The sequence below is a fragment of the Micromonospora sp. TSRI0369 genome (genome assembly GCF_001905625.1).
GTDB classification, from domain to species: domain Bacteria; phylum Actinomycetota; class Actinomycetes; order Mycobacteriales; family Micromonosporaceae; genus Micromonospora; species Micromonospora echinospora_A.
Map to the genome: position 1 here is coordinate 115,049 of NZ_LIVU01000011.1, position 23,513 is coordinate 138,561.

The 23,513-nt window shown below is 72.7% G+C and carries 23 protein-coding genes and 1 tRNA gene; 12 read left to right on the forward strand and 12 right to left on the reverse strand.

Annotated elements, in window-relative coordinates; translation table 11 throughout:
- Positions 1 to 29 precede the first annotated feature (29 nt).
- Together AMK25_RS27515 and AMK25_RS27520 are read left to right on the forward strand one after the other, a co-directional pair.
- Entirely contained in the window at positions 30 to 1,751 is a 1,722-nt protein-coding gene (locus tag AMK25_RS27515; RefSeq protein WP_073831281.1) for a glycoside hydrolase family 3 protein, read from the forward strand.
- Positions 1,752 to 1,804: 53 nt separating this feature from the next.
- On the forward strand, positions 1,805 to 2,026 hold the full coding sequence (locus AMK25_RS27520) for a hypothetical protein (RefSeq protein WP_073831282.1): 222 nt from the start codon (positions 1,805 to 1,807) through the stop codon (positions 2,024 to 2,026).
- A gap of 89 nt (positions 2,027 to 2,115) precedes the next feature.
- On the opposite strand, the gene fabF is transcribed toward AMK25_RS27520, so the two are convergent.
- The 5 genes from fabF to AMK25_RS27545 form a co-directional block, all read right to left on the reverse strand.
- Entirely contained in the window at positions 2,116 to 3,342 is a 1,227-nt protein-coding gene (gene fabF / locus AMK25_RS27525) for a beta-ketoacyl-ACP synthase II (protein ID WP_073831283.1), read from the reverse strand.
- A 2-nt stretch (positions 3,343 to 3,344) separates the two neighbouring features.
- Complete coding sequence (locus AMK25_RS27530) at positions 3,345 to 3,584, reverse strand: acyl carrier protein (RefSeq protein WP_007072348.1); 240 nt, start codon at positions 3,582 to 3,584, stop codon at positions 3,345 to 3,347.
- 83 nt (positions 3,585 to 3,667) lie between these two features.
- Entirely contained in the window at positions 3,668 to 4,612 is a 945-nt protein-coding gene (locus AMK25_RS27535; protein ID WP_073831284.1) for a beta-ketoacyl-ACP synthase III, read from the reverse strand.
- Complete coding sequence (locus tag AMK25_RS27540) at positions 4,613 to 5,782, reverse strand: acyltransferase domain-containing protein (protein WP_073831285.1); 1,170 nt, start codon at positions 5,780 to 5,782, stop codon at positions 4,613 to 4,615. It abuts the gene before it with no gap.
- Between the two features lie 97 nt (positions 5,783 to 5,879).
- Entirely contained in the window at positions 5,880 to 7,154 is a 1,275-nt protein-coding gene (locus AMK25_RS27545; protein WP_274534193.1) for a PucR family transcriptional regulator, read from the reverse strand.
- A 100-nt stretch (positions 7,155 to 7,254) separates the two neighbouring features.
- Here AMK25_RS27545 and AMK25_RS27550 point away from each other — a divergent pair, with 100 nt between their 5' ends.
- Positions 7,255 to 7,587: a hypothetical protein gene (locus tag AMK25_RS27550; RefSeq protein WP_073831287.1), complete on the forward strand. Its 333-nt coding sequence runs from the start codon at positions 7,255 to 7,257 to the stop codon at positions 7,585 to 7,587.
- Positions 7,588 to 7,666: 79 nt separating this feature from the next.
- Here the strand turns inward: AMK25_RS27550 and AMK25_RS27555 are convergent, their stop codons facing one another.
- Positions 7,667 to 8,335 carry a hypothetical protein gene (locus AMK25_RS27555; protein WP_073831288.1) on the reverse strand — a complete coding sequence of 223 codons (669 nt, stop codon included), beginning with the start codon at positions 8,333 to 8,335 and terminating at the stop codon, positions 7,667 to 7,669.
- Between the two features lie 212 nt (positions 8,336 to 8,547).
- Between AMK25_RS27555 and AMK25_RS27560 the strand changes: the two genes are divergently transcribed.
- On the forward strand, positions 8,548 to 9,129 hold the full coding sequence (locus AMK25_RS27560; RefSeq protein ID WP_241826510.1) for a copper resistance CopC family protein: 582 nt from the start codon (positions 8,548 to 8,550) through the stop codon (positions 9,127 to 9,129).
- A gap of 54 nt (positions 9,130 to 9,183) precedes the next feature.
- Here the strand turns inward: AMK25_RS27560 and gltX are convergent, their stop codons facing one another.
- From gltX to AMK25_RS27575, 3 genes are read right to left on the reverse strand one after another with little or no spacing between them, the layout of a single operon-like run.
- Positions 9,184 to 10,593, reverse strand: a complete 1,410-nt coding sequence (gene gltX, locus AMK25_RS27565; RefSeq protein ID WP_073831290.1) for a glutamate--tRNA ligase — start codon at positions 10,591 to 10,593, stop codon at positions 9,184 to 9,186.
- A gap of 49 nt (positions 10,594 to 10,642) precedes the next feature.
- A complete protein-coding gene (locus AMK25_RS27570) occupies positions 10,643 to 11,920 on the reverse strand; it encodes an MFS transporter (protein ID WP_073831291.1) in 1,278 nt (425 codons plus the stop codon).
- Positions 11,917 to 13,230, reverse strand: coding sequence for a GH1 family beta-glucosidase (locus tag AMK25_RS27575; protein WP_073831292.1), 1,314 nt, complete (start codon positions 13,228 to 13,230; stop codon positions 11,917 to 11,919). The genes AMK25_RS27570 and AMK25_RS27575 overlap by 4 nt, the downstream gene beginning before the upstream one ends.
- Before the next feature lie 201 nt (positions 13,231 to 13,431).
- Here AMK25_RS27575 and AMK25_RS27580 point away from each other — a divergent pair, with 201 nt between their 5' ends.
- On the forward strand, positions 13,432 to 13,878 hold the full coding sequence (locus AMK25_RS27580; protein ID WP_073831293.1) for an SRPBCC family protein: 447 nt from the start codon (positions 13,432 to 13,434) through the stop codon (positions 13,876 to 13,878).
- Between the two features lie 136 nt (positions 13,879 to 14,014).
- Here AMK25_RS27580 and aceE read toward each other — a convergent pair whose 3' ends face one another.
- Positions 14,015 to 16,759 carry a pyruvate dehydrogenase (acetyl-transferring), homodimeric type gene (gene aceE, locus AMK25_RS27585; protein ID WP_073831294.1) on the reverse strand — a complete coding sequence of 915 codons (2,745 nt, stop codon included), beginning with the start codon at positions 16,757 to 16,759 and terminating at the stop codon, positions 14,015 to 14,017.
- Positions 16,760 to 16,948: 189 nt separating this feature from the next.
- On the opposite strand from aceE, the gene AMK25_RS27590 reads away from it, so the two are divergent.
- The 6 genes from AMK25_RS27590 to AMK25_RS27615 all read left to right on the forward strand — a co-directional run bounded on the left by AMK25_RS27590 (position 16,949) and on the right by AMK25_RS27615 (position 21,891).
- Positions 16,949 to 17,353 (forward strand): secondary thiamine-phosphate synthase enzyme YjbQ, encoded by a 405-nt coding sequence (locus AMK25_RS27590; protein ID WP_192900094.1) that lies wholly within the window; start codon positions 16,949 to 16,951, stop codon positions 17,351 to 17,353.
- Between the two features lie 59 nt (positions 17,354 to 17,412).
- The gene (locus AMK25_RS27595; protein ID WP_073831296.1) at positions 17,413 to 17,895 is read left to right on the forward strand and encodes a MarR family winged helix-turn-helix transcriptional regulator; all 483 of its coding nucleotides are present in this window, start codon (positions 17,413 to 17,415) and stop codon (positions 17,893 to 17,895) included.
- A 51-nt stretch (positions 17,896 to 17,946) separates the two neighbouring features.
- Positions 17,947 to 20,715 (forward strand): transketolase C-terminal domain-containing protein, encoded by a 2,769-nt coding sequence (locus AMK25_RS27600; protein ID WP_073831297.1) that lies wholly within the window; start codon positions 17,947 to 17,949, stop codon positions 20,713 to 20,715.
- Positions 20,716 to 20,826: 111 nt separating this feature from the next.
- Positions 20,827 to 21,261, forward strand: a complete 435-nt coding sequence (locus tag AMK25_RS27605) for a DUF3052 domain-containing protein (RefSeq protein WP_073831298.1) — start codon at positions 20,827 to 20,829, stop codon at positions 21,259 to 21,261.
- An 8-nt stretch (positions 21,262 to 21,269) separates the two neighbouring features.
- Entirely contained in the window at positions 21,270 to 21,737 is a 468-nt protein-coding gene (locus AMK25_RS27610; protein ID WP_073831299.1) for a peroxiredoxin, read from the forward strand.
- Positions 21,738 to 21,819: 82 nt separating this feature from the next.
- Positions 21,820 to 21,891: transfer RNA gene (locus tag AMK25_RS27615), tRNA-Val, on the forward strand.
- A 66-nt stretch (positions 21,892 to 21,957) separates the two neighbouring features.
- Here the strand turns inward: AMK25_RS27615 and AMK25_RS32080 are convergent.
- Positions 21,958 to 22,122 (reverse strand): hypothetical protein, encoded by a 165-nt coding sequence (locus AMK25_RS32080; protein ID WP_241826511.1) that lies wholly within the window; start codon positions 22,120 to 22,122, stop codon positions 21,958 to 21,960.
- 48 nt (positions 22,123 to 22,170) lie between these two features.
- On the opposite strand from AMK25_RS32080, the gene AMK25_RS32850 reads away from it, so the two are divergent.
- On the forward strand, positions 22,171 to 22,869 hold the full coding sequence (locus tag AMK25_RS32850) for a hypothetical protein (RefSeq protein WP_241826512.1): 699 nt from the start codon (positions 22,171 to 22,173) through the stop codon (positions 22,867 to 22,869).
- Here the strand turns inward: AMK25_RS32850 and AMK25_RS27625 are convergent.
- Entirely contained in the window at positions 22,829 to 23,245 is a 417-nt protein-coding gene (locus AMK25_RS27625; RefSeq protein ID WP_073831300.1) for a hypothetical protein, read from the reverse strand. The two genes, AMK25_RS32850 and AMK25_RS27625, sit on opposite strands and share 41 nt — an antisense overlap.
- Between the last annotated feature and the right edge of the window lie 268 nt (positions 23,246 to 23,513).

Sequence of the window (23,513 nt, forward strand, 5' to 3'; positions counted from 1 at the left end):
GGTCGAGTTGCCCCGATACGGTGGGCCGCGTGTCGATTTCCCCGCGGCGTTCCGCCGTCGCGCTCGCCGCACTCACCGCGCTGCTCGTCTCCGGGTGCTCGGACGGGCCGGACCGGCCCCGTCCCACCCCGTCGAGTCCGGCGCCGTCGGCCGCGCCGGCGCCGAGCGACCCGCCGGCCGCTGACCCGGCCGCCCGCGCCGCCGCGCTGGTCGGCACGCTCTCCGACGAGGACCTGGTCGGGCAGGTGCTGATGCCGTACGCGTACGGCAGCTCGGCCACCGAGGTCTCGGCCGCCTCGGCGGCCGGCAACCGGGCGCTCGCCGGCGTCGACACCCCCGCCGAGATGGTGGCGAAGTACCGGCTCGGCGGCGTGATCCTGGTCGGCTTCAGCGCCGACGACCCGACCTCCGGCAACCAGGCCACCACGAACGTCGACAACCCGAAGCAGGTCCGGGCGCTCACCGACGGGCTGCGCGCCGCCGCCGGCAAGCTGCCCGCCGGCGCCGCGCCGTTCCTGATCGGCACCGACCAGGAGTACGGCGTGGTCACCCGGATCACCGACGGGGTGACCCTGCTGCCCAGCCCGCTCGCGGCCGGCGCCGCCGGGAACCCGGCGCTGACCGAGGCCGCGTGGCGGGCCGCCGGGGCCGAGCTGGCCGCGATGGGCATCAACCTCGACTTCGCCCCGGTCGCCGACGTGCTCGTCACCCGCAGCACGGTGATCGGCTCCCGGTCCTTCGGCGCCGACCCGGCGACCGCGTCCCCGCAGGTGGCCGGCGCGGTACGCGGCCTGCAGGCCGAGGGCGTCGGCGCGGCGGTCAAGCACTTCCCCGGGCACGGCTTGAGCGCCGAGGACTCGCACACCGAGCTGCCCGTGATCAAGCAGTCCCGCGCCGACCTGGACCGCCTCGCGTTCCCGCCGTTCCGGGCCGGGATCGGCGCCGGGGCCATGGCGGTGATGTCGGCCCACCTGGACGTCAAGGCCGTCGACCCGGGCACCCCGGCGACGTTCTCCCGCAAGCTGCTCACCGACGTGCTGCGCGGCCAGCTCGGCTTCCAGGGCGTGGTGATCACCGACGGGATGAACATGGCTCCGGCGAAGAAGTGGTCGCCGGGCGAGGCCGCGGTGCGCGCGCTCAACGCCGGCAACGACCTCATCCTGATGACGCCGAACGTCAAGCAGGCGTACGACGGTCTGCGCGCCGCGCTCAAGGACGGCTCGCTGCCCCGCGCCCGCCTGGTCGAGGCGGTCACCCGGGTGCTGACCATGAAGTTCCGGCTGGCCGGGCGGGACACGCCAGCGCTGTCCACGCTCGACGGCGCCGCGCACCGCAAGGCCGCCGACGACCTCGCCACCGCGGCGGTGACTGTGCTGCGCGGCAAGTGCGGCGGCGCGGTGACCGGACCGGTCAGCGTGACCTCGTCCGGCGGCCGGGAACGCACCCGCAAGCTGCTCACCGAGGCGCTCACCGCGGCCGGCGTCAAGGTGGTGCCCTCCGGCGGCACCGTGGTGCACCTGGTCGGGTACGGCGACGGGGCGAAGGACCTGCGTGCCGACGCCGCCGTGACGGTGGCGATGGACACGCCGTACGTGCTGTCCGGGGCGAAGTCCCCGACGCTGATGGCCACCTACTCGTCCACCCGGGCCTCGATGACCGGGCTGGCAGCCGTGCTCGCCGGCAAGGCCCGCCCGTCCGGCCGCTCCCCGGTGCCGGTCGCCGGCCTGCCGGCCACCACCTGCCGCACCTGACCCTGCCGTAACTCGGGTGCGGCCCGGGGCGGCCGGCTGGCAGGGTGGCGCCCATGGGTGAGGCAGCACAGGGTTTCCGGTACGTCGAGCGCTCCGACGGGGCAGTGGTCATCACGCATCACGGGCGGGTCGCGAGCACGCTTCGCGGCGGCCGGGCCGCGCAGTTCCTGGCCGAGGTCGACGACGATCCGCAGCTGACCATGGCCCGGTGGACCGGCAACTACCGGCGGGGCAACGAGCGCACCGCCCGGCTACACCCCCGCAACCGCGCCTGAGGTGTAAGGAAGGGCCCCCTGTTAACGCCTGCGGTAGAGGAAGGGCCCCTTCTTAACAGTCGCCTGTTAAGAAGGGGCCCTTCCTTACATCAGGGGCGGGTGAAGACCAGCGCCACGTTGTGCCCGCCGAAGCCGAACGCGTTGTTCAGCGCCGCCGGGATCTCCATGTGCCGCGCCTTGTGCGCGGCGACGTCCAGGGTGAGGCCCTCGTCCGGGTCGTCCAGGTTGATCGTCGGCGGGATCACGCCGTCCCGGATGGCCAGGATGGTGGCGATCGACTCCAGCGCCCCGGCCGCGCCGAGCAGGTGCCCGGTCATCGACTTGGTGGCGGTGAGCACCGGGTGGTCGCCGACCGCCTTGCGCAGCGCGCCGATCTCCAGCATGTCCCCGACCGGGGTCGAGGTGGCGTGCGCGTTGACGTGCACGATGTCGGTACGGGCCACGTCCGCGTCGGCGACCGCCCGGGCGATGGCCCGGATCGCGCCCTCGCCCTCCGCGTGCGGCTGCACGATGTCGTACGCGTCCGAGGTGATCCCCGCGCCGGCCAGGCGCGCGTACACCCGGGCGCCCCGGGCGGCGGCGTGCTCGGCCCGTTCCAGGATCACCACGCCCGCGCCCTCACCGAGCACGAAGCCGTCGCGGCCCGAGTCCCACGGCCGGGAGGCCCGCTCCGGCTCGTCGTTGCGGGTCGACATGGCCCGCATCGAGCTGAAGCCGGCGATCGGCAGCGGGTGGATGACCGCCTCGGTGCCGCCGGCCACCACCACGTCGGCCCGGCCGGCGCGGATGATGTCCAGGCCCAGCGCGATCGCCTCCGCGCCGGTCGCGCAGGCGCTGGCGACCGTGTGTACGCCGGCCTTGGCGCCCAGCTCCAGCCCGACCCAGGCGGCCGGACCGTTCGGCATCAGCATCGGGATGGTGTGCGGGGAGACCCGCCGAGGGCCGGACGCCTCCAGGATGTCGTCCTGGGCGAGAAGGGTGGTGGCGCCGCCGATGCCCGAGCCGACGCTGACCGCCAGGCGCTCCGGGTCCGGCCCGGCCTCGGCCAGCCCGGCGTCGGCCCACGCCTGCCGGGCGGCGATGATGGCGATCGCCTCGGAGCGGTCCAGCCGGCGCAGCTTCACCCGGTCCAGCACCTCGGACGGGTCGACCGCCAGCTGGGCGGCAATCCGGACGGGCAGGTCCGCCGCCCACTCCTGGGTGAGCGCACTCACCCCGGAGCGGCCGGCGAGCATGGCGTCCCAGGTCGACGCGACGTCCCCGCCGAGCGGGGTCGTCGCGCCGAGCCCGGTGACGACGACGTCGGGACGACTCATGATCAGGACTGCGCCTCGATGTAGCTGACCGCGTCACCGACCGTCTTGAGGTTCTGCACCTCGTTGTCCGGGATCTTGACGCCGAACTTCTCCTCGGCCGCCACCACGACCTCCACCATGGAGAGCGAGTCGACGTCGAGGTCGTCGGTGAAGGACTTCCCCTCGGCCACGTCGTCCGGGTTCACCCCGGCAACCTCTTCGAGGATCTCGGCGAGGCCGGCGGTGATCTCGTCACGGGTCATTGCGGTTGGTTCCTCTCATCGGGGGTTCCGGTGACCGGCGTCGCCGGCCACGCGCCTCGGCGCGTTCGCGCCCGAGGGGGGTCTCAGGGGCAGCGCACGACCTGACCGGCGTAGGTCAGGCCGCCGCCGAAGCCGAACAGCAGCACCGGGGCGCCCGAGGGCACCTCGCGCCGCTCGACCAGCTTCGACAGGGCCAGCGGGATGCTCGCCGCCGACGTGTTGCCGGACTCGACGATGTCCTTGGCGATGATCGCGTCCGGGATGTTCAGCCGCTTGGCGATGCCGTCGATGATCCGGCCGTTGGCCTGGTGCGGCACGAACGCGGCCAGCTCCGACGGGTGCACCCCGGCCCGCTCGCAGGCCTGCAGCGCGAGCGGGGCGATCGCCGTGGTGGCCCAGCGGAACACCGACTGGCCCTCCTGCGCGATGTACGGCTGCCAGCCCTCGATGCGTACCGCGTCGCTCTTCTCCGGGGCGGAACCCCAGACCACCGGCCCGATCCCGGCCGGCTCGTCGTCGGCGGTCGCGGTGACCACCGCGGCGCCCGCGCCGTCGGCGAAGATGATGCAGGTCGAGCGGTCGGTCCAGTCGGTGAAATCGGAGAGCTTCTCCGCGCCGACGACGATCGCGTTGCGCGACGCGCCGGCCCGGATCGCATGGTCCACGGTGCCCAGCCCGTACGCGAAGCCGGAGCAGGCGGTGTTGAGGTCGAACGCCCCCGGCGCGTTGATGCCGAGCTTCGCCGCGACCCGGCAGGCCACGTTGGGGCTGCGGTCCACCGACGAGCAGGTTGCCACCACCACCAGGTCGATGTCGGCGGCGGTCAGGCCGGAGTTGGCGAGCGCCTTGCCGGCGGCGGCGGTGGCCATGTCGGCCACCGTCTCGTCGCCCGCGATCCGCCGCGTGACGATGCCGACCCGGTCCCGGATCCACTCGTCGCTGGTGTCGACCATCTGTGCGATCTCGTCGTTCGTGACGACGCGGGAGGGCTGATAGTGCCCCATCGCGACGATCCGGCTGCCGGCCATTTAGTGCGTTCCTCCGATGCGGACGAGGGGCTGGCCCGGGGCGACCGGGTCGTCGTGGTGCGCGAGCCACTCGGTGAGCAGCCCGTTGTCGTGCGCGGTCACCTCGACCGGCCCTCGCCCTCCGGTGACCTGGCCGAGGACCTGGCCGGCGCGTACCTCGACGCCCACCGTCGCCTCGGCCGCCCGGGTGAGGCGGCCGGCGGCGGGGGAGACCACCGTCCGGAACCACGGCGCGGGCGGGCGGGCGGCGGGACCGGCGTGGCGGGCGATCAGCCGCCGCGCGGCGGGCAGGTCGGCGGGGGTGTTCAGGGTGACGATCTCCGGTGCGCCCTCGCCCTTGAGTTCCCGCTTGACCAGCCCGGCCAGGGTGCCGGCGGGCGGCAGTTCGATCACGCCGGTGACCCCGAGGTCGGCGAGCGTACGCATGCACAGGTCCCAGCGGACCGGGGCGGTGACCTGCCGGACCAGCCGCTGCACCGTCTCCGGCCCGTGCCCGACGGGCGCGCCGTCGAGGTTGGACAGCAGGATCCGGGCCGGGGCGGAGGCGGTGACACCGGCGGCGACGCCGGCCAGCGCGGTCTCGGCCGGCGCCATGTACGGCGTGTGGAACGCGCCGGCCACCTGGAGCCGGATGATCCGGGTGCGGGCCGGCGGTTCGGCGGCCAGCTTGTCCAGCCCGTCGATGGCGCCGGCGGCCACGATCTGGCCGGCGCCGTTGCGGTTGGCCGGGTGCAGCCCGTGGGCCTGGAGCGCGGCGAGCACCTCGTCCGGGTCACCGCCGAGCACGGCGGCCATCCCGGTCGGCTCCAGCGCGCAGGCCGCAGCCATCTCACGCCCGCGTACGCCGGCCAGCGTCACGGCGGCCTCGGCGGGCAGCACCCCGGCCAGGGCGGCGGCGCCCAGCTCACCGACGCTGTGCCCGGCGACCAGCGCGACGTCGTGCATCGGCAGGTGCTCGGCGGCGAGCAGCGCGGCGGCGACGAGCAGCGGCTGGGTGCGGGCGGTGTCCTTGATCTCGTCCGCGTCGGCCCCGGTGCCCAGGTGGATCAGATCCGCCCCGGCCAGGGCCGACCACCAGCGCAGACGCGCTTCGGCGCCGGGGAGGTCGAGCCACGGCGCGAGGAAGCCGGGCTTCTGTGAACCCTGTCCGGGAGAGAGTACGGCGAGCACGTGTACGACTCTGACGGATACCGGCGTGCCGCGCTGTAACGTACGGCACCAAACCGCACTAGAACCTTTAGAGGAAACCTACAAAAATCGTCGGCGATCATCGCCGGTCGGAGACCGCCGGCACCACCGGGTCGAGGCGCCCCACTGTCAGCGCGACCTGCAACGCGAACGCGTCTCGCGGGGCCAGCGGCGAGAACCCGGTCACCTCGGCGATCCGCTTCAGGCGGTAGCGCACGGTGTTCGGGTGCACGAACAGCGCCCGGGCGGCGCTCTCCAGCGTGCCACCGGCGGCGAAGAACGCGTCGAGCGTCTCCAGCAGCTCACCACCGGACCGGGCGAGTGCCGCGTACACGTCGTGGCGCAACCGGCGGCGGGCCTCCGTGTCGCCGGCCAGCGCCCGCTCCGGGAGCAGCTCGTCCGCGGCGACCGGGCACGGCGCGGTCGGCCAGGCCGGCGCGGCCCGGAACCCGGCCAGCGCCGCACGCGCCGACTCGGTGGCCTCGTCCAGGCTGGGCACCGCCGGGCCGACCACCACCGGTCCCTCACCGAAGGCGGTACGCAGCTTCTCCGTGGCCGCCACCGGATCGGCCGCCCCGCCCAGCACGATCACCAGGCGGTCGCCGTGCACGCCGCCGATCACCTCGACGCCGATCCGCCGGGCCTGCCGGTAGACGGTGTGCAGCACGGCGGCCACCTCGCCGCCCGGCGAGCGGCCCACCGCCACCGCGACCGGCGGCGCGTCCGTCCAGCCCAGCGCGGCGGCCCGGCTGGCCAGCACGTCCGGGGAGTCGCCGCGCAGCAGCGCGTCGACGAGCAGCGCCTGCAACCGGGCGTCCCAGGAGCCGCGGCTCTCGGCGGCCCGGGCGTAGACCCGCGCGGCGGCGAACGCGATCTCCCGGGAGAAGCGCAGCACCGCCTCCCGCAGCGACTGCTCCTCGCCCGGCACAGCCAGCTCCGACACCTGCTCCTCGACCACGTCGATGGTCACCTTGATCAGCGCCACGGTCTGCTGGAGGCTGATCGAGCGGGCCAGCGCCTGCGGCGCGGCGGCGAAGACCTCGTCCGACACCTCCTGGGTGCGGTCGGTCGCGCCGCCGCCCTGGCGCAGCCACTGCACCAGTGACCGCACGCCGGCCTGGGCCACGAGCATGACCCAGGAGCGCTGGTCGGCGGGCAGGCCGCGGAACCAGGGCAGCGTCTCGTCCATCCGGGCCACGCTGGCGGTGGCCAGGCTGCCCGCCGCCCGTTCGATGCGGCGCAGCGTCGCCGACGTCTCCGTGCCGCCCGGTTCGCTCACCGCACCAGCCTGACACGCGCTGAGCAGCGGTTCCACCCCGAGGTGGCGGCGTCGCCGTGGCGTGACGATCTCCACCGGTACGCGCTGGCGATCTTGTCCGGGCGGGCCAGTACGGTGTCAGGGCGCGCCCGGGCCGTTCCGGCGGGCGCGCGAGGGCGACGGTGAGGAGGCCGGGATGGCGGCGCAGGGGGAGGCCGAGCACGGTTGCGCCCAGGGCGAGCCGTGCCGGCGTGGCCACGACCAGCCGGTCACGGCCACGCACCCACGTCGGCCGTGCCTGCACCACCAGGGCGAGCAGGCCGTCGGCCGGGCCGCGGAGCGCGCCGAGGACGAGCCGGCGGTGCCCCGTCAGCGGGCCGCCGAGCCGGCGCATCTCGCGGACGAGCCGTCGCCGGAGCAGGGCTGCCGCAGCGAGCTGGCGGGCTGGGCGGGCGCCCACCGCCACGGCGCGGTACGCCCGCTCAATCGCCGGTCGCGCCGGGAGCGGCCGCCGAGCCGCTGGTGCTGACGCGGGCCACCGGGCTGAGCCGGGGCCGCTGGCGCTGACGCCGGCCCGACGGACGCCGGGCGTGGTGGCGCGGCCGGGTTCAGCGGGTGCGGCGGCGCACCAGCAGCGCGATGCCGGCGAGTCCGGCGGTGATGACCAGCACGACGCCCACGTTGAGCAGCAGCAGCCGCTGGAGTTCGCCGAGGGCGGTGTCGAGATCGCCCACCGGGTCGAGCGCCTCTTCCGGCAGCACCCGGTCGCCGCCGCCGATGCCACCGGCGAGCGTGTCGAACTGCGCCGGCATCGGTACGCCGACCGACCGCAGCGTCTCCGGCATGTTGAGCCGCCCGAAGAACCAGCCCGCGCGCGGGTTGCTCTTGTCCGGCTGCTTCGCCGGCCGGTAGACGCGCGGGCCGCCCTTGGCCAGGGGGAAGAGGTCGTACGTGCGCTGCGGACCGGCGGCGACGTGCACCACGACCGTGTACTTCGGACCGAGGTCCGCGGCGGCCGGGCCGCGCAGCTGGCCGGTCGTGCCCAGCCACTTGACCTGGTCGATCACCAGGTGGACGTCGGCCGGCCGGCTGTCGGTGCGCAGCCGCAGCGGCTCGTCGAGCTTGTCGCCGGTGATGTCGACGCCGGTCGGGGCGGGCGCGGGCGTCGGTTTCGGGGCGGCGTGGGCCGCCGTCGCGCCGGTCAGGGCCAGTGTGCACGCGAGGGCCGCCGTCGTCCCGGTCACGGCGATCAGCAGCCGTCTCACCTTCCGGATCATCGCCGCCTCCTCGCCCCGTTCGATGGCTGGCTTCCGCTGCAGTCACACTGGACCGGTGTCCACCACAAAGACTCCGCAGAACGGCGCTTGGTTGCAGCAGGTGGAAGAGTATTTGGAACTATTTGCGAGCTGAGACCGACCAATGAGCGGTCGATGATCATCGGCCGGATCTTACCCGGACGGAGGGAACCATGGGGGGCAGGGTCGCTCGTGTGGCGCGTACCTGGCTGGTGGTGCTCGGGGTGGCGGCGGCGGTGTCGGTGCTGCCGGCCGCGCCGGCCGCCGCGCACAACTCGCTGACCGGCAGCGACCCGCGCGACGGGGCCCGGCTGGCCGCCGCGCCGGAGCGGATCGAGCTGCGGTTCCTGGCCACGCCGAAGGAGGCCACGACCGAGGTCACCGTCACCGGACCGGACAATGTGGCCGCGACCGGCGGCGCGCCGACCTTCTCCGGCAAGCGGGTGATCGTGCCGTTCCGGCCGGGCGCGGCCGGGCTCTACATCGTCACCTACCGGCTGGCGTCCGACGACGGCCACCCGATCAAGGGGGAGGTCCGGTTCACACTGACCACCGGCACCCCGGCGGAGGCGCCGTCGGCGAGCGCGCCACCGACCAGCACCGCGCCGACCGCCGCGCCCACCAGCGCCGCGCCGTCCCCGGCGAGCCCGACCCCGGCCGCCGCCGAGGCGGACGACGACGGGGATACGGGCTGGCTGTGGGCGGCCGGCGCGGTGGTGGTGCTCGCCGCGCTCGGGGGCGGGCTGCTGCTGCGCCGCCGGGCCGCCCGCCGCTGACGCCGGCCGGCCACGACACGCCCGGGCCGGCGGCGACCGGCGCGGGCCTGCCGCTCAGACCAGGCGTACGCGGGCGGCGCGCAGCCGGGTCAGCGTACGGTCGCGGCCGAGCACCTCCAGCGACTCGAACAGCGGCAGCCCGACGGTGCGGCCGGTGACAGCGACCCGTACCGGCGCCTGTGCCTTGCCCAGCTTCAGCCCGCGCTCCGCGCCGACCGCCTCCAGCGTGGCCTTGAGCGACTCGGCGTCCCAGGACTCCAGCGCCTCGAACGCGACGATCGCCGCGTCCAGCAGGTCGGCCGCGCCCTCCTTCATCGCCTTCGCCCACGCCGCCTCGTCGATCAGCGGGTCGGCCAGGAAGAGGAAGTCGACGTTCGGCACGATCTCGCTGAGCACCGCGATCCGGGTCTGCGCCAGCGGGGCCACCGCCGCGAACGCGGCCGGGTCGAACTCCTCCGGCTGCCACGGCGGCGGGGCGATGGTCCCGGTGCCGGTGAGCCACGGCTGGCAGGCGGCGACGAAGTCCTCCACCGGCAGCGCCCGGATGTAGTCGCCGTTGAAGGCGCGCAGCTTCTTCTCGTCGAAGAACGCCGGGGACGGGTTGACCTCGTCCAGCCGGAACTCCTGCTCGATCACCGACCAGGGCACGATCTCCCGGTCGCCCGACGGCGCCCAGCCCAGCAGCATCAGGTAGTTGCGCATCGCGTCGGCGAGGTAGCCCTCGTCCCGGTACGCCTCCAGCGCGACCTTGTCCCGCCGCTTGGACAGCTTCTGCCGCTTCTCGTTCACCACCACCGGCACGTGCGCCCAGATCGGCGGCTTGACCCCGAGCGCGTCCCAGAGAAGCTGCTGCTTCGGGGTGTTCGGCAGGTGCTCCTCGGCCCGGATCACGTGGGTGATCCCCATCGACATGTCGTCGACCACGTTCGCCAGCAGGAACACTGGGGAGCCGTCGCCGCGGGCGATGACGAAGTCCTCGATCAGCTTGTTCTCGAACGTAGGCTCGCCGCGCACCAGGTCGACCACCACCGTCTCGCCCTCGTCGGGCGTACGGAAGCGCAGTGCCCGGCCCTCGCCCGGCCCCAGGCCGCGGTCGCGGCAGAAGCCGTCGTAGCCGCGCTGCTGCGGGCCGGTACGCGCCTGCACGTCCTCGCGGGTGCAGTCGCAGTAGTAGGCCCGGCCGCCCTCGTACAGCCGCTGCGCGGCGGCCCGGTGCTCACCGGCGTACGAGGACTGGAAGTACGGGCCCTCGTAGCTGCCCCGGTCGATGCCGATCCACTCGAGCGCGGACAGGATGCCCTCGGTCCACTCGGGCTTGTTGCGGGCCGCGTCGGTGTCCTCGATGCGCAGCACGAACACCCCGCCCTGCTGCTTGGCGAAGATCCAGTTCTGCAGCGCCGAGCGGGCGCCGCCGACGTGGAACATACCGGTCGGGGAGGGGGCGAAGCGTACACGTACCGTCACGTCCCCCAGCCTACGGCGGTCCGCCACGGGTTTCCGGCAGGGGGCCGGGTCAGGGCACCGACTTGATCTTCACGACCAGGGCGCTGCCCAGCACCGTGACCACCGCGGTGACCGCGTACAGGGTGGGGTAGCCGCCGAGGTGCACCACGATCGGCGCGGACAGCGCCGGGCCGAGCACCTGCGGCGCCGAGTTGGCGATGTTGATCACGCCGAGGTCCTTGGCCCGGTCCGTGGCGGCGGGCAGCACCTGCGTGATCAGCGCGGCGTCCACCGCCAGGTAGACGCCGTAGCCCGCGCCGAGCAGCAGCGCCGCCACCATCGCCATTGGCCAGGTCGGCGCCACCGCGAGCAGCAGCGCCGCCACCGCCATGATCAGCCCGGAGGCGATCACGAAGACCTTGCGCCGGCCGGAGCGGTCGGACATGCGCCCGGCGACCACGGCGGTGAGCATCATGCCGACCGTGTAGAGCAGGATCAGGATCAGCAGCGAGCCCTCGGGGTCGGCCACCCGTACCCCGTCGGTGAGGAAGTAGAGCAGGTAGAGCGTGCCCAGCGCGTTGCCGGTCTGCACCAGGAACCGGGTGAACCACGCCCAGGCGAAGTCGGGGTGGCGGCGCGGGCTGATCCACATCGAGGAGAACAGCGAGCGCAGCCGCAGCGGCGAGCGGTGCTCCCGGGGCAGGTGGTCGTCCTGGGTCAGCAGCGCGAACGGCAGCGACAGCAGCAGCACGGCGAGCGCGATCGCGGCGTACCCGGCGGCGTTGCCGGTCACCACAGCCGTCACCAGCACCGCGCCGAGCACCAGGCCCAGCGCCTGCGGGATGCCCACCCAGCCGGACACGCCGCCCCGCTGCGCCACCGGCACCCGGTCCGGGATTGCGGCGGTGAGGCTCGCGAGCATCGCGTTGAAGCAGACCTGCGCTGCCACCCAGGCCACCGCCACCCCGGCGATGGTGTTCTGCCGGGCCAGCAGCACCAGGGCGAGCGCGCCGATCACCGCGCCGAGCGCGGTCCAGACGTGCCGGCGGCCGAAGTGGCGGTTGGCCAGCCGCAGCGAGGTGCGGTCGGACAGCGCCCCGGCGAGCGGGTTCGCCAGCACCGCGGCGAGCGCGCCGATACCGGTCACCACCGCGAGCATCGCCTCCTTGTCGGCCGGCGCGATGCGTTCCACCTGCTGCGGCAGCAGCACCTGGATCGGGGTGAAGAACGCCATCCAGACGCCCAGGTTGGCCGCGAAGATCAGCGCGATCCAGCTCCGCCGTACCGGCACCGTCGGTTCGGCGAGCGCCGCCGGCAGCGACGCCGGCGTCGGGTTCACAGTGGTCATCTCCGCACCAGGTCCCGGAACCAGGTGTACGACGACTTCGGCGTCCGCCGCTGCGTGTCGAAGTCGACGTGCACCAGGCCGAACCGCTTGGTGAAGCCCTCGGCCCACTCCCAGTTGTCCAGCAGCGACCAGACGAAGTACCCGGTCACCGGCACACCGGCGGCCATCGCCTCGCGCACCGCGCGGACGTGCCCGTCCAGGTACGCGATCCGCTCCGGGTCGTGCACCCGGCCGTCGGAGTCCGGCGCGTCGTCGTACGCGCAGCCGCTCTCGGTGACCTGGATCGGCGGCAGCGCGTCGCCGTAGCGCTGGTGCAACTGGAGCAGCAGGTCCCGCAGGCCGTCCGGGGCCACCGGCCAGTCGAACGCGGTACGCGGGTAGCCGTCCAGCGGCACGATGTCGAACGGCAGCGGCGAGCCCGCCTCGGGCGCCCGGATGCCGGTCGGGTTGTAGTAGTTGACCCCGAGTACGTCGATCGGCGCGGCCAGCACGTCCAGGTCCCCGTCGCGGATCACCGCCGGGTCCACACCCGGCGCGTCCGGGTAGCCGCGTCCGAGCAGCGGATCGGTGAACAGGTGGTTGTGCAGCGCGTCGTACGCCATCGCGGCGGCCCGGTCCGCGTCGGTGTCGCCGGCGACCCGCACCGGGGAGTAGTTGTTGGCGATCGCCACCGGGGACGTGGTGCGGGCGCGCAGCGCGGAGACCGCGAGACCGTGCCCGAGGAGTTGGTGGTGGGCCACCGGGAAGGCGTCGAACAGCAGCATCCGGCCGGGGGCGTGCACGCCCATGCCGTAGCCCATGCTCATGTGGATGAACGGCTCGTTGAGCGTGATCCAGAGCTTCACCCGGTCGCCGAGGCGGGCCGCGGCCAGGTCGGCGTACTCGGCGAAGCGGGCCGCGGTGTCCCGGTTCAGCCAGCCGCCGGCGTCCTCCAGCGGCTGCGGCAGGTCCCAGTGGAACAGCGTGGCGACCGGGTCCACGCCGGCGGCGAGCAGGCCGTCCACCAGCCGGTCGTAGAAGTCCAGCCCGGCGGCGTTGGCCGGGCCCGTGCCGGCCGGCTGGATCCGGGGCCAGGCGATCGAGAACCGGTACGCGGACACGCCCAGCCCGGCCAGCAGCGCGGTGTCCTCGGCGTACCGGTGGAAGTGGTCGCACGCCTGGTCGCCGGTGCTGGCGTCGGTGACCCGGCCCGGCTCGTGGGCGAAGGTGTCCCAGATGGACGGACCGCGACCGTCGGCAGTGGTCGCGCCCTCGATCTGGTACGCGGAGGTGGAGACCCCCCAGCGGAATCCGGCGGGGAACTCGGGCATCGGCGCGGTCGTCAAGTCACCCTCCAAGACATGAAGCGTGCTCGCGACTCTAGGGCTCGGCGGACCGCCGCGCCATAGGCCGGGATGACTGCTTGACGCAAGGCAGTTCGGCGTGTCTTTTCCGAACCCGTCCGCTTAAGTCCGATTTACACATAGAGTGCCGAATATCGCGGATGTGATTTAAGTGGGGGAAAGATACTCATGATCCTCGTGGAACGCAGCGCACACGTGGCGGCGCCGGTAGAAGTGGTCTGGGACGTCGTGCAGCGCGCCGAGCAGCTGCCGGCCTGGCTGGCGGGAGTCCGCGCGGCCGAGGTCCTGTCCGGGGAGGGATTCGGGCGGCGGCAGTTGGTCCAGGCCGGACGCGGCGCCGCGCACGAGGCCGAGGTGATCGCCTTCCAGGAGCCGACCCTGATCGGCTGGCGTGAACGCGCGAAGGGCGCCGGCGCCCGGGCCGAGGCGCGCACCGAGATCTACGTCCAGCTGACCCCGGACGAGGAAGCCGGCGGCACCGTCGTACGGCTGATCGTCGTGCGGTGGCCCGCCGGACCCGTCAAGGCGGCCCTGCTCCGGCTCGGCCTGCGCCGGGTCGGCGCCGACCTGGAGGACTCGCTGGCCCGGCTGACCGACCTGGCCGCCGTCGGCTGACCGAGCCCAGTCCCGGCGTCGCCCGCGATGGTGACGGCCCGGCGTTCCCGCCAGGGACGCCGGGCCGTCGTTGCTACCCGAGGTGTTAAGAAGGGGCCCCTTCTCTGCCGGAGGCGTTAAGAAGGGGCCCTTCCTTTCAGCTGTCGCCGCCGGTCTCGCCGACCGGGGCGGCGTTGACGTCGTCCAGCGCGTACTTGCGGGCGGCGTCGGCCGGCACGTGGGCCGGCACCACGCCGCGCAGCGCGAGCTGGCGCAGCGTGGCGACCGCCACCGACTCGGCGTCCACGTGGAAGTGGCGGCGCAGCGCGTGCCGCGTGTCCGACATGCCAAAGCCGTCGGTGCCGAGCGAGGTGTAGTCGCCCGGTACCCAGCGGGCGATCAGGTCCGGTACCGCGCGCATCCAGTCGCTGACCGCGACCTTCGGCCCGTCGGCGTCGGCCAGCTTCCGCGCGATGTACGGCACCCGCTGCTCCTCGCCCGGGTTGAGCAGGTTGTACTCCTCGCACTCCACCGCGTCGCGGCGCAACTCGGTCCAGGAGGTCACCGACCACACGTCGGCGGAGACGCCCCAGTCCTCGGCGAGCAGCTGCTGGGCCTTGAGCGCCCACTGCATGCCGGTGCCGGAGGCGAGGATGTTCGCCTTCGGCGCGTCGTCGCCGACCTGCGGCGCGGGGGAGTAGCGGTGGATGCCCTTGACGATGCCCTCGACGTCCACGCCCTCCGGCTCGGCCGGCTGGAAGATCGGCTCGTTGTAGATGGTGAGGTAGTAGAAGATGTTCTCCTGCGCCTCGCCGTACATCCGGTGCAGACCGTTCTCCACGATGTGCGCCAGCTCGAAGGCGAACGCCGCGTCGTAGGAGACCACCGCCGGGTTGGTGGCGGCGAGCAGCAGCGAGTGGCCGTCCTCGTGCTGGAGGCCCTCACCGTTGAGCGTGGTCCGGCCGGCGGTCGCGCCGAGCACGAAGCCCCGCGCCATCTGGTCCGCCGCCGCCCAGAACCCGTCGCCGGTGCGCTGGAAGCCGAACATCGAGTAGAAGATGTACAGCGGGATCATCGGCTCGCCGTGCGTGGCGTACGCCGTTCCGGCGGCGGTGAACGAGGCCACCGACCCGGCCTCGTTGATCCCCTCGTGCAGGATCTGGCCGGTGGTCGACTCCTTGTAGGACAGGAACAGGTCCCGGTCCACGGCGGTGTAGCGCTGGCCGTGCGGCGAGTAGATCTTCTGGGTCGGGAAGAGCGAGTCCATGCCGAAGGTGCGGGCCTCGTCCGGGATGATCGGCACCCAGCGCTTGCCGAACTCCTTGTCCTTCATGATGTCCTTGAGCAGGCGGACGAAGGCCATCGTGGTGGCGACCTTCTGCTTGCCCGACCCGCGCTTGACGTCGGCGAACCGCTCGCTGCCCGGGATGGCCAGCGTCTTGCGCGCGGTGCTGCGCGTGGGCAGGTAGCCGCCGAGCTGCTGGCGCCGGTCCTTCAGGTAGGTGATCTCGTCCGACTTCTCGCCCGGGGTGTAGTACGGCGGGAGGTACGGGTTCTCCTCCAGCTGCTTGTCCGGGATGTCCAGGTAGAGGCGGTCGCGGAAGAGCTTCAGGTCCTCCAGCGTCAGCTTCTTCATCTGGTGCGTGGCGTTGCGGCCCTCGAAGTGCGAGCCGAGCGTCCAGCCCTTGATCGTCTTGGCGAGGATCACCGTCGGCTGGCCGGTGTGCTCCGTGGCCGCCTTGTAGGCCGCGTAGAGCTTGCGGTAGTCGTGGCCACCCCGCTTGAGGTTCCAGATCTCGTCGTCGGTCAGCCCTTCGACCATCTTGCGGGTCCGCGGGTCACGGCCGAAGAAGTGCTCCCGCACGTACGCCCCGGACTCCGCCTTGTAGGTCTGGTAGTCGCCGTCGGGCGTGGTGTTCATCAGGTTGACCAGCGCGCCGTCGGTGTCCGCGGCGAGCAGCGGGTCCCACTCCCGGCCCCAGACGACCTTGATGACGTTCCAGCCGGCGCCCCGGAAGAACGCCTCCAGCTCCTGCATGACCTTGCCGTTGCCGCGGACCGGTCCGTCCAGGCGCTGGAGGTTGCAGTTGATCACGAAGGTGAGGTTGTCCAGCTCTTCGCGGGCGGCCACGCCGATCGCGCCGAGCGACTCGACCTCGTCCATCTCACCGTCGCCGAGGAACGCCCAGACGTGCTGCTGGGAGGTGTCCTTGATGCCCCGGTGCTGCAGGTAGCGGTTGAACCGCGCCTGGTAGATCGCGTTCAGCGGCCCGAGACCCATCGAGACGGTCGGGAACTCCCAGAAGTCCGGCATCAGCCGCGGGTGCGGGTACGACGGCAGCCCGCCCCCGGGGTGCGACAGCTCCTGCCGGAAGCCGTCGAGCTGGGACTCGCTGAGCCGGCCCTCCAGGAACGCCCGCGCGTACATGCCGGGGGAGGCGTGGCCCTGGTAGAAGATCTGGTCGCCGCCGCCCGGGTGGTTCTTGCCCCGGAAGAAGTGGTTGAAGCCCACCTCGTAGAGCGACGCGGAGCTGGCGAACGTGGAGATGTGGCCACCGACGCCGATCTCCGGGCGCTGCGCCCGGTGCACCAGCATGGCGGCGTTCCACCGGATGTACGCCCGCAGCCGCCGCTCGACGTGCTCGTCACCCGGGAACCACGGTTCGCGCTCCGGCGGGATCGTGTTGATGTAGTCGGTGGTGGTCAGGGACGGCACCCCGACCTGCCGCTCGCGGGCCCGCTCCAGCAGGCGCAGCATGACGTACCGGGCTCGTTTTGTCCCGCGCTCGTCGATGACACCGTCGAGCGACTCGACCCATTCGCTGGTCTCTTCAGGGTCGATGTCCGGAAGCTGGCTCGGCAGACCAGCGGTGATCACCGGGCGCTTGCGTTCCGTAGCCACAGGCGTTCCCTCGGTTTCGTGTGGGATAGGTCTCTAGCGCCATCCTGCCCCCTGGTGGCGCGTGTCGTCACCTCTCCCACCCTCAGACGCGACGCTGAACACAGGTACCCATCAGTAACTTTGCGCGATCACCGGGTGCGCTATCGGCGGGCGCGGCGGGGAACCGGGCACTGCGGCAGAATGCGCCGTATGCGCAGTGAGGTGATCACCGTCCGGACCGGCTCCCGGCCGACCGTCCGGGACATCACGAGCGAGGCCGAGCGGTTCGTCGCCAGCGCCGGCGACGGTCTGCTGCACGTCTTCGTCCCGCACGCCACGGCCGGGCTGGCGATCATCGAGACCGGCGCGGGCTCCGACGACGACCTGCTGCGGGCGCTCGACGACCTGCTTCCCACCGACGGCAGGTGGCGGCACCGGCACGGCTCGCCCGGGCACGGCCGCGACCACGTGCTGCCCGCGTTCGTCCCGCCGTACGCCACGCTGCCGGTGCTCGCCGGGCGGATCCAGCTCGGCACCTGGCAGTCGATCTGCCTGGTCGACACCAACGGCGACAACCCCGACCGCCAGGTGCGCTTCTCGTTCCTGCCCGGCTGACCAAGGCCGCGCAGATAGTGGAGTGCATCAATTATTGACCAGTCACGTAGAATTGGCTGATGGCGCACTCCACTGTCTCCGCTGATCAGCCCGGCCCCGGTGACCGGCCGAGCCTGGCCGGGGACACCGTGCGCCGGATCCTGCACGTCGCCGCCGCGCTGCGCCACCACCAGGACGAGGCGCTCGCCGGGCTGGGGCTCACCCCCGCGGCCGCCCGCGCGCTGCACGAACTGGACCCGGACCGCCCGCAGCCGGCCCGCGACCTCGCCGAGCAGCTCGGCTGCGACAGGTCGAACGTCACCGGCCTGGCCGACCGGCTGGAGCGGGCCGGGCTGGTGGAACGACGCACCGATCCGGCCGACCGGCGGCAGAAGACGCTTGTGGTCACCGGGCGCGGCCGGGAGGTCCGGGCGCGGGTCCGGCAGGTCATGTCGGACTCCCGACTGCTCGACGACCTGAGCACCGCCGAACTGGCCGCACTGCGTGAACTCGTCTTCAAGGTCTCCGACGGCGGCTGCCCGGAGGAGTGCGGCGAGGTCTGAGCCACGCCGGGCGGAACGTGTCCGACTGGGCGCGGCGGGCCCGAGTCGGTAATGCTGTCCGACGTGACCACCCCGCACGATCTCGACGACCGGCTCCGGGCCGAACTGGCCGCGCTCGGGGCGCCCGACCAGCGGCGCGACCTGGGCGAGCGACTGCCCGACGGCGGGCCGCTGACCGGGGCGCAGGCGCTGGCCCTGTTCGACGCGCAACTGACCAGCCGGCTGCTCGACCTGGCCGGGCAGTGGCTGCACGGCTTCGGTGAGGGGTACCACACCATCGAGTCGGCGGGGCACGAGGGCAACGCCGCCGTGGCCGCCGCGCTGCGGCCGACCGACCCCGCGCTGCTGCACCACCGCTCCGGGGCGTTCTACTGCCTGCGCGCCGCCCAGGCCGCCGGCGCCTTCCCCGCCGCCCCGCCGCCGCCCGCCCCGCGGACACCCGACCCGGAGACCGATCCCGACGCCGCCGTCGACGGCTCGCCCGATGCTGTCCCCGGCGCCTCAAGCGGCGTCTCGCCCGACGAGCCGGCCGCATCCTCCGCGCAGCGAGCCACCCCCGCCTCGCCGGCTGTTACCCCCACTCCGGCGGCTGTCATCCCGGACCCGTCGGCCACCCCGGCCCCGTCGGCCACCCCGGCCCCGGCGGACGCCCCGGCCCTGCCGGACGCCACCCACGAATCGCACGACCTGCCCGCCCAGCGCGGCACCGGCCAGACTCCCCACATCAATCCCACCTCCCAGGAGCAACGTTCCACCCTCCGGGAACCGGAGAGATCTTGGAGCGAAAGTGCCCCTATGGGGGCCGTTTCGTACCAAGATCTCGAACGGCCGGGGGCGGGAGGCGACGCGGGCAGCCTTCCCGTGGGAGCCGGGATCGTGGTGGACGCGGACGGTGGCGCGACTGTCGGCGTACCCGATCTGCCGCCGCCTGCCCCCGACGACGCGTTCGCGGCGGCGGCGCGCGACGTGCTGCGCGGCATCGTGGCGTCCGCCGAGGAACCGGCCGCGGGTGGCCGGCAGAAGCTCTTCGGCCGCGCCGACCTCGCGGTCGTGCCGACCGTCGCGAGCGCCGGCTCGCACCTGCCCCGCGCGGTCGGCCTGGGGCTGGCGCTGGAGAGGCTGCGCCGGGGCGCCCGGCCCGCGGACGGCGAGCCGGAAGCGGCAGCCTGGCCCGCGGACTCCGTGGTGGTCTGCTCCTTCGGCGACGCCTCGGTCAACCACGCCACGGTGACCGCCGCGCTCAACACGGCCGGCTGGTACGACCACACCGGCCTGCGTATCCCGGTGCTGTTCGTGTGCGAGGACAGCTGTCGCTCCGCCGACGGGTGGGTGGCGACGACGCTGCGGTCCCGGCCCGGCATCCGCTACTTCACGGCCGACGGCACGGACGTCGCCGAGAGCTACCGCGTGGCGGCGGAGGCGGCGGCCTGGGTGCGCCGGCACCGCCGGCCCGCCGTGCTGCACCTGGGCGCGGTCCGGTTGATGGGCCAGGGTGACGCGGCCCGCGACCCGCTGCTGGCCACCGCGCGGCTGCTGGTCACCTCCGGGTACGCCGGGGGCGAGGAGCTGCTCAGCCGGTACGACGAGCGGGGCTGGCAACTGCGCCGCATCGCCGAGGAGGTGCTGGACGAGCCGAAACTGGCGTCCGCGGTCGACGTCGTGCGGGAGCTGGCGCCACGACGGCCGGTCCGGGTGTCCCGGGCGGTGGCCGACGCGGCGGCGCGGGCGGCCGGGCCGGGCGCCGGGGCGCGGGCGGAGGCGTTCGGCGGCAAGCCGCCGGAGCTGACCGGGCCGCTGACGCTGGCGCAGAGCATCAACGCGGCGCTCGCCGACGGCATGCTCGACCACCCTCAGATGGCGGTGTTCGGCCGGGACGTGGCCGCCGGCGGCGGGGCGCACGGGGTGACCGAAGGGCTGCGGGACCGGTTCGGGGCGGCCCGGGTGTTCGACACGCCACGGGACGAGACCTCGATCATCGGGCTCGGGCTGGGCGCCGGCCTGGCCGGGATGCTGCCGGTGCCGGAGATCCAGTACCTGGCTTATCTGCACAGCGCCGAGGACCAGCTGCGCGGCGAGGCGGCCACCATGCGGTTCTTCTCCCGGGGCGCGTTCCGCAACCCGATGGTGGTGCGGGTGGCCGCCCTGGCGGGCGAGGACGGGCTCGGCGGCCACGCGCGCAACGACAACTCGGTGGCGGTGCTGCGGGACGTGCCGGGGCTCGTGGTCGCCGTGCCGTCGCGGCCGGACGACGCCGCGCCGATGCTGCGTACGTGCCTGGCGGCGGCCCGGGTGGACGGCAGCGTCTGCGTCTTCCTGGAGCCGGCCGCGCTTTATGACGCCCGCGACCTCTACGCCGACGGCGACGGCGAGTGGACGGCCGAGTACGCCGAGCCGGGCGCCTGGGCGGACCGGCACGTGCCGATCGGGCGGGCCCGCGTCTACGGGATCGGCTCGTCCGAGGACCTCACCATCATCACATTCGGTAGCGGGGTGCGGATGTCGCTGCGCGCGGCGGCCACCCTCGCCGCGGAGGGCGTGGGCAGCCGGGTCGTGGATCTGCGCTGGCTGGCCCCGCTGCCGGTGGCCGACATCATCCGGGAGGCCTCGGCGACCGGCCGGGTGCTGGTGGTGGACGAGACGCGACGCTCCGGCGGGGTGGGCGAGGGCGTGCTGTCCGCGCTCGTCGACACCGGGTACGTCGGCGCCGCGCGCCGTGTGGCCGGACTTGACTCGTTTGTACCATTAGGTCCGGCCGCTCGTCAGGTTCTGGTCTCGGAGGAAGCCATCACCCAGGGTGCCCGTACGCTGCTGGCACGGTAAATTCCGTTCCACCCGGTGCGCCACTTGCGCGGCGAGCCGCAACTGTGTGGACTGAGCCCGACGGTGTCACCCGACGCCACGAGCAGGCATGAGATGAGGAGGCACGCGACAGTGAGCGCGACCGCTGGCCAGGCCGACGGGGTACGCAGCCTGGCGGACCGGTTCGGTATCGAGCCGGGCATGGTCGTCATGGAGATGGGCTACGACGACGACGTCGACACCGATCTCCGGGACGCCCTGACCGACCGCTGTGGGGATCTCGTCGACGAGGACACCGACGAGGTGGTCGACGCGGTTCTGGTCTGGCACCGAGACGGCGACGGTGACCTCTTCGAGCTCCTCGTGGACGCCCTTGGGCCCCTTGCCGACAACGGCGTGGTCTGGCTCCTGACCCCGAAGGCCGGCCGGGACGGCCATGTCGAGCCGAGCGAGGTCGCGGAGAGCGCGCAGACCGCCGGGCTCCAGCAGACCTCCACCATCAACGCCGGCCGAGACTGGAGCGGTGCCCGCCTCGTCATGCGGCGCGGCTCCAAGAGCAAGAAGTAGGAGCGCACATGCCCGTCGAGGTTGGCGCCGAGGCGCCCGACTTCCTGCTCAAGGACCAGAACAACCAGGAGGTACGGCTCGCCGACTTCCGCGGCCGTAAGACCGTCCTGCTCGTCTTCTACCCGCTCGCCTTCACCGGCGTCTGCCAGGGCGAGCTGTCCGAGGTGCGGGACAACCTCGACGAGTACGCCAACGACGACGTCCAGGTGCTGACCGTCAGCGTCGACTCCGTGTACGCCCACAAGATCTGGGCCGAGCAGGAGGGCTTCCAGTTCCCGCTGCTCGCCGACTTCTGGCCGCACGGCGCGGTCGCCCAGGCGTACGGCGTCTTCAACGACATCGCGGGCATCGCCAACCGGGGCACCTTCGTCATCGACAAGGCCGGCGTCGTCCGCTTCGCGGAGATGAACATGCCCGGCGAGGCGCGCGACCAGCAGGGCTGGCGCAAGGCGCTGGCCGAGGCCGCCGCTGCCTGAGTCCCACACCCAGGTACGTCGTTCGACCGGGCCGGAGGCGGGCAGGTAAGCTGGCCGCTCCGGCCCGCCGTACGGGCGTTCCGGGCGCGTAGCTCAGTGGGAGAGCACTCGCCTTACAAGCGAGGGGTCGCAGGTTCGAAACCTGCCGCGCCCACCCTTCACCACCAGCAGAAACCTCCCCCAAGAAGATCGCTCCTCGGGGCGGTGACAGCAACAGGGTCTATGACAGCCGTCCATCGAGCTTGCCGAGCGCCTGACGCATCGCGTCGAGGTTGGCATGCGAGTAGACCTTCAGCGTGATCTTCACGTCGGCGTGCCGGGCGATGGCCTGGACGACGTGCGGCGGGACGCCCTGATGGACCGTCGGCTGACTCTTGCCCAGCATCAGGAGGTGTTGAGCCTCGCAGGATGGGTCGCGCTTGTCGTTGGCTGCGTGGAGTACGACGTGGGGCTACGCCGAATCGCTGAAGGCACCCGCAAGGCTGCCTTGACGCTGGGCGACGAAGCGGGGAACGCCGCCATCTCTGGCTGGGCGTACGAGATGCGGGCGTGGTACGCGCTCACCCAGGGCGATTATCGAGGCGTGATTGCAGCCGCCGAGGCCGGCGAAGCAGTAGCAGCGCACGACGGGGCGGCGGTCCAGTTGACGGCGCAGCGCGCCAAGGCTTGGGCGCGGCTCGGCGACAGGCGGCAGGTCGAAACGGCGCTGGACAAGGGCCGATCCTTGCTGGAATCGCTGCCGTACCCGGAGGACACCGACCATCACTTCGTGGTGGACCCGGCGAAGTTCGACTTCTACGCGATGGACTGCTACCGCATCGCCGGTGAGGACCGTCTCGCGGAGATGTACGCCCATGAGGTCATCCGTTCGTCTACGGACCCGGACGGGACCGAGCGCAAGCCCATGCGCAACGCCGAAGCCCGGATCACGCTCGGCGTCGTGGCGGCGCGCAGCGGGGACCTCGACCAGGCGGTGTCCTACGGTCGCAGGGCCTTGGAGGGAGATCGCAAGTCCTTGCCATCGCTGCTGATGTGCTCCAAGGAACTGGCGACGCAGCTCCGCCGGGTGAGGTGTGACAGGACGGCCGCCGTCACTCCAAGCCGAAGTCGGCGGGCCTTTCGGCAGCTTTGACTCTGAACGCCCTCGTCAGGGCCCCGCCCTGAGGGCCCAGGAGAGTTTCCAGATCATCGTGCCTGGACCCGGCGTGGTAAATGTCCAAGTCGTGCTCAATGAGGTCTGCTACCAGCTCGGCGAGGTCCGCCAATCCGAAGTACTGCATCGCGTCCATGGCGCGTTTCAGACGGAAGGGCTCGTTCACCTCGACAGCGAAGCCCAAGCCACCGCTCATCGCTGAGTTGTAGACACGCAGCAGGTACGAAAGCTGCACGATGCCTCGCGGAATACCTTCGGGAGCCTCGCCGTCAGCGCCGTAGTCAGCGGCATCGTTCCAGATGATCTGTAGTTCATCCAGTCCGGTGGGTCTCCAAACCGCCTCCACCTCATCCACGGCGCACCCGAGTCCCAAGCGAGCGACTTGTGTCATGAGGTCGAGGTCGGATCACAGACGCACGGTATCGGGCGGGCATCCTTGCCGGTCGGTGGAGGTCAACCAAGCTCAGCCTCACGATCTGCCGCGATCAGTTGCGCGAGGTGTCGCAGATTAGCTGGCGGACGAGTGTCGCGCATCAGTCGACCGAGGGCAGCCGACTGCCGGCGGTGTCGGGTCTCAGGACCTGCGTGACAGATCAGTCTCGGGACGTGGGTGACACGTCCGG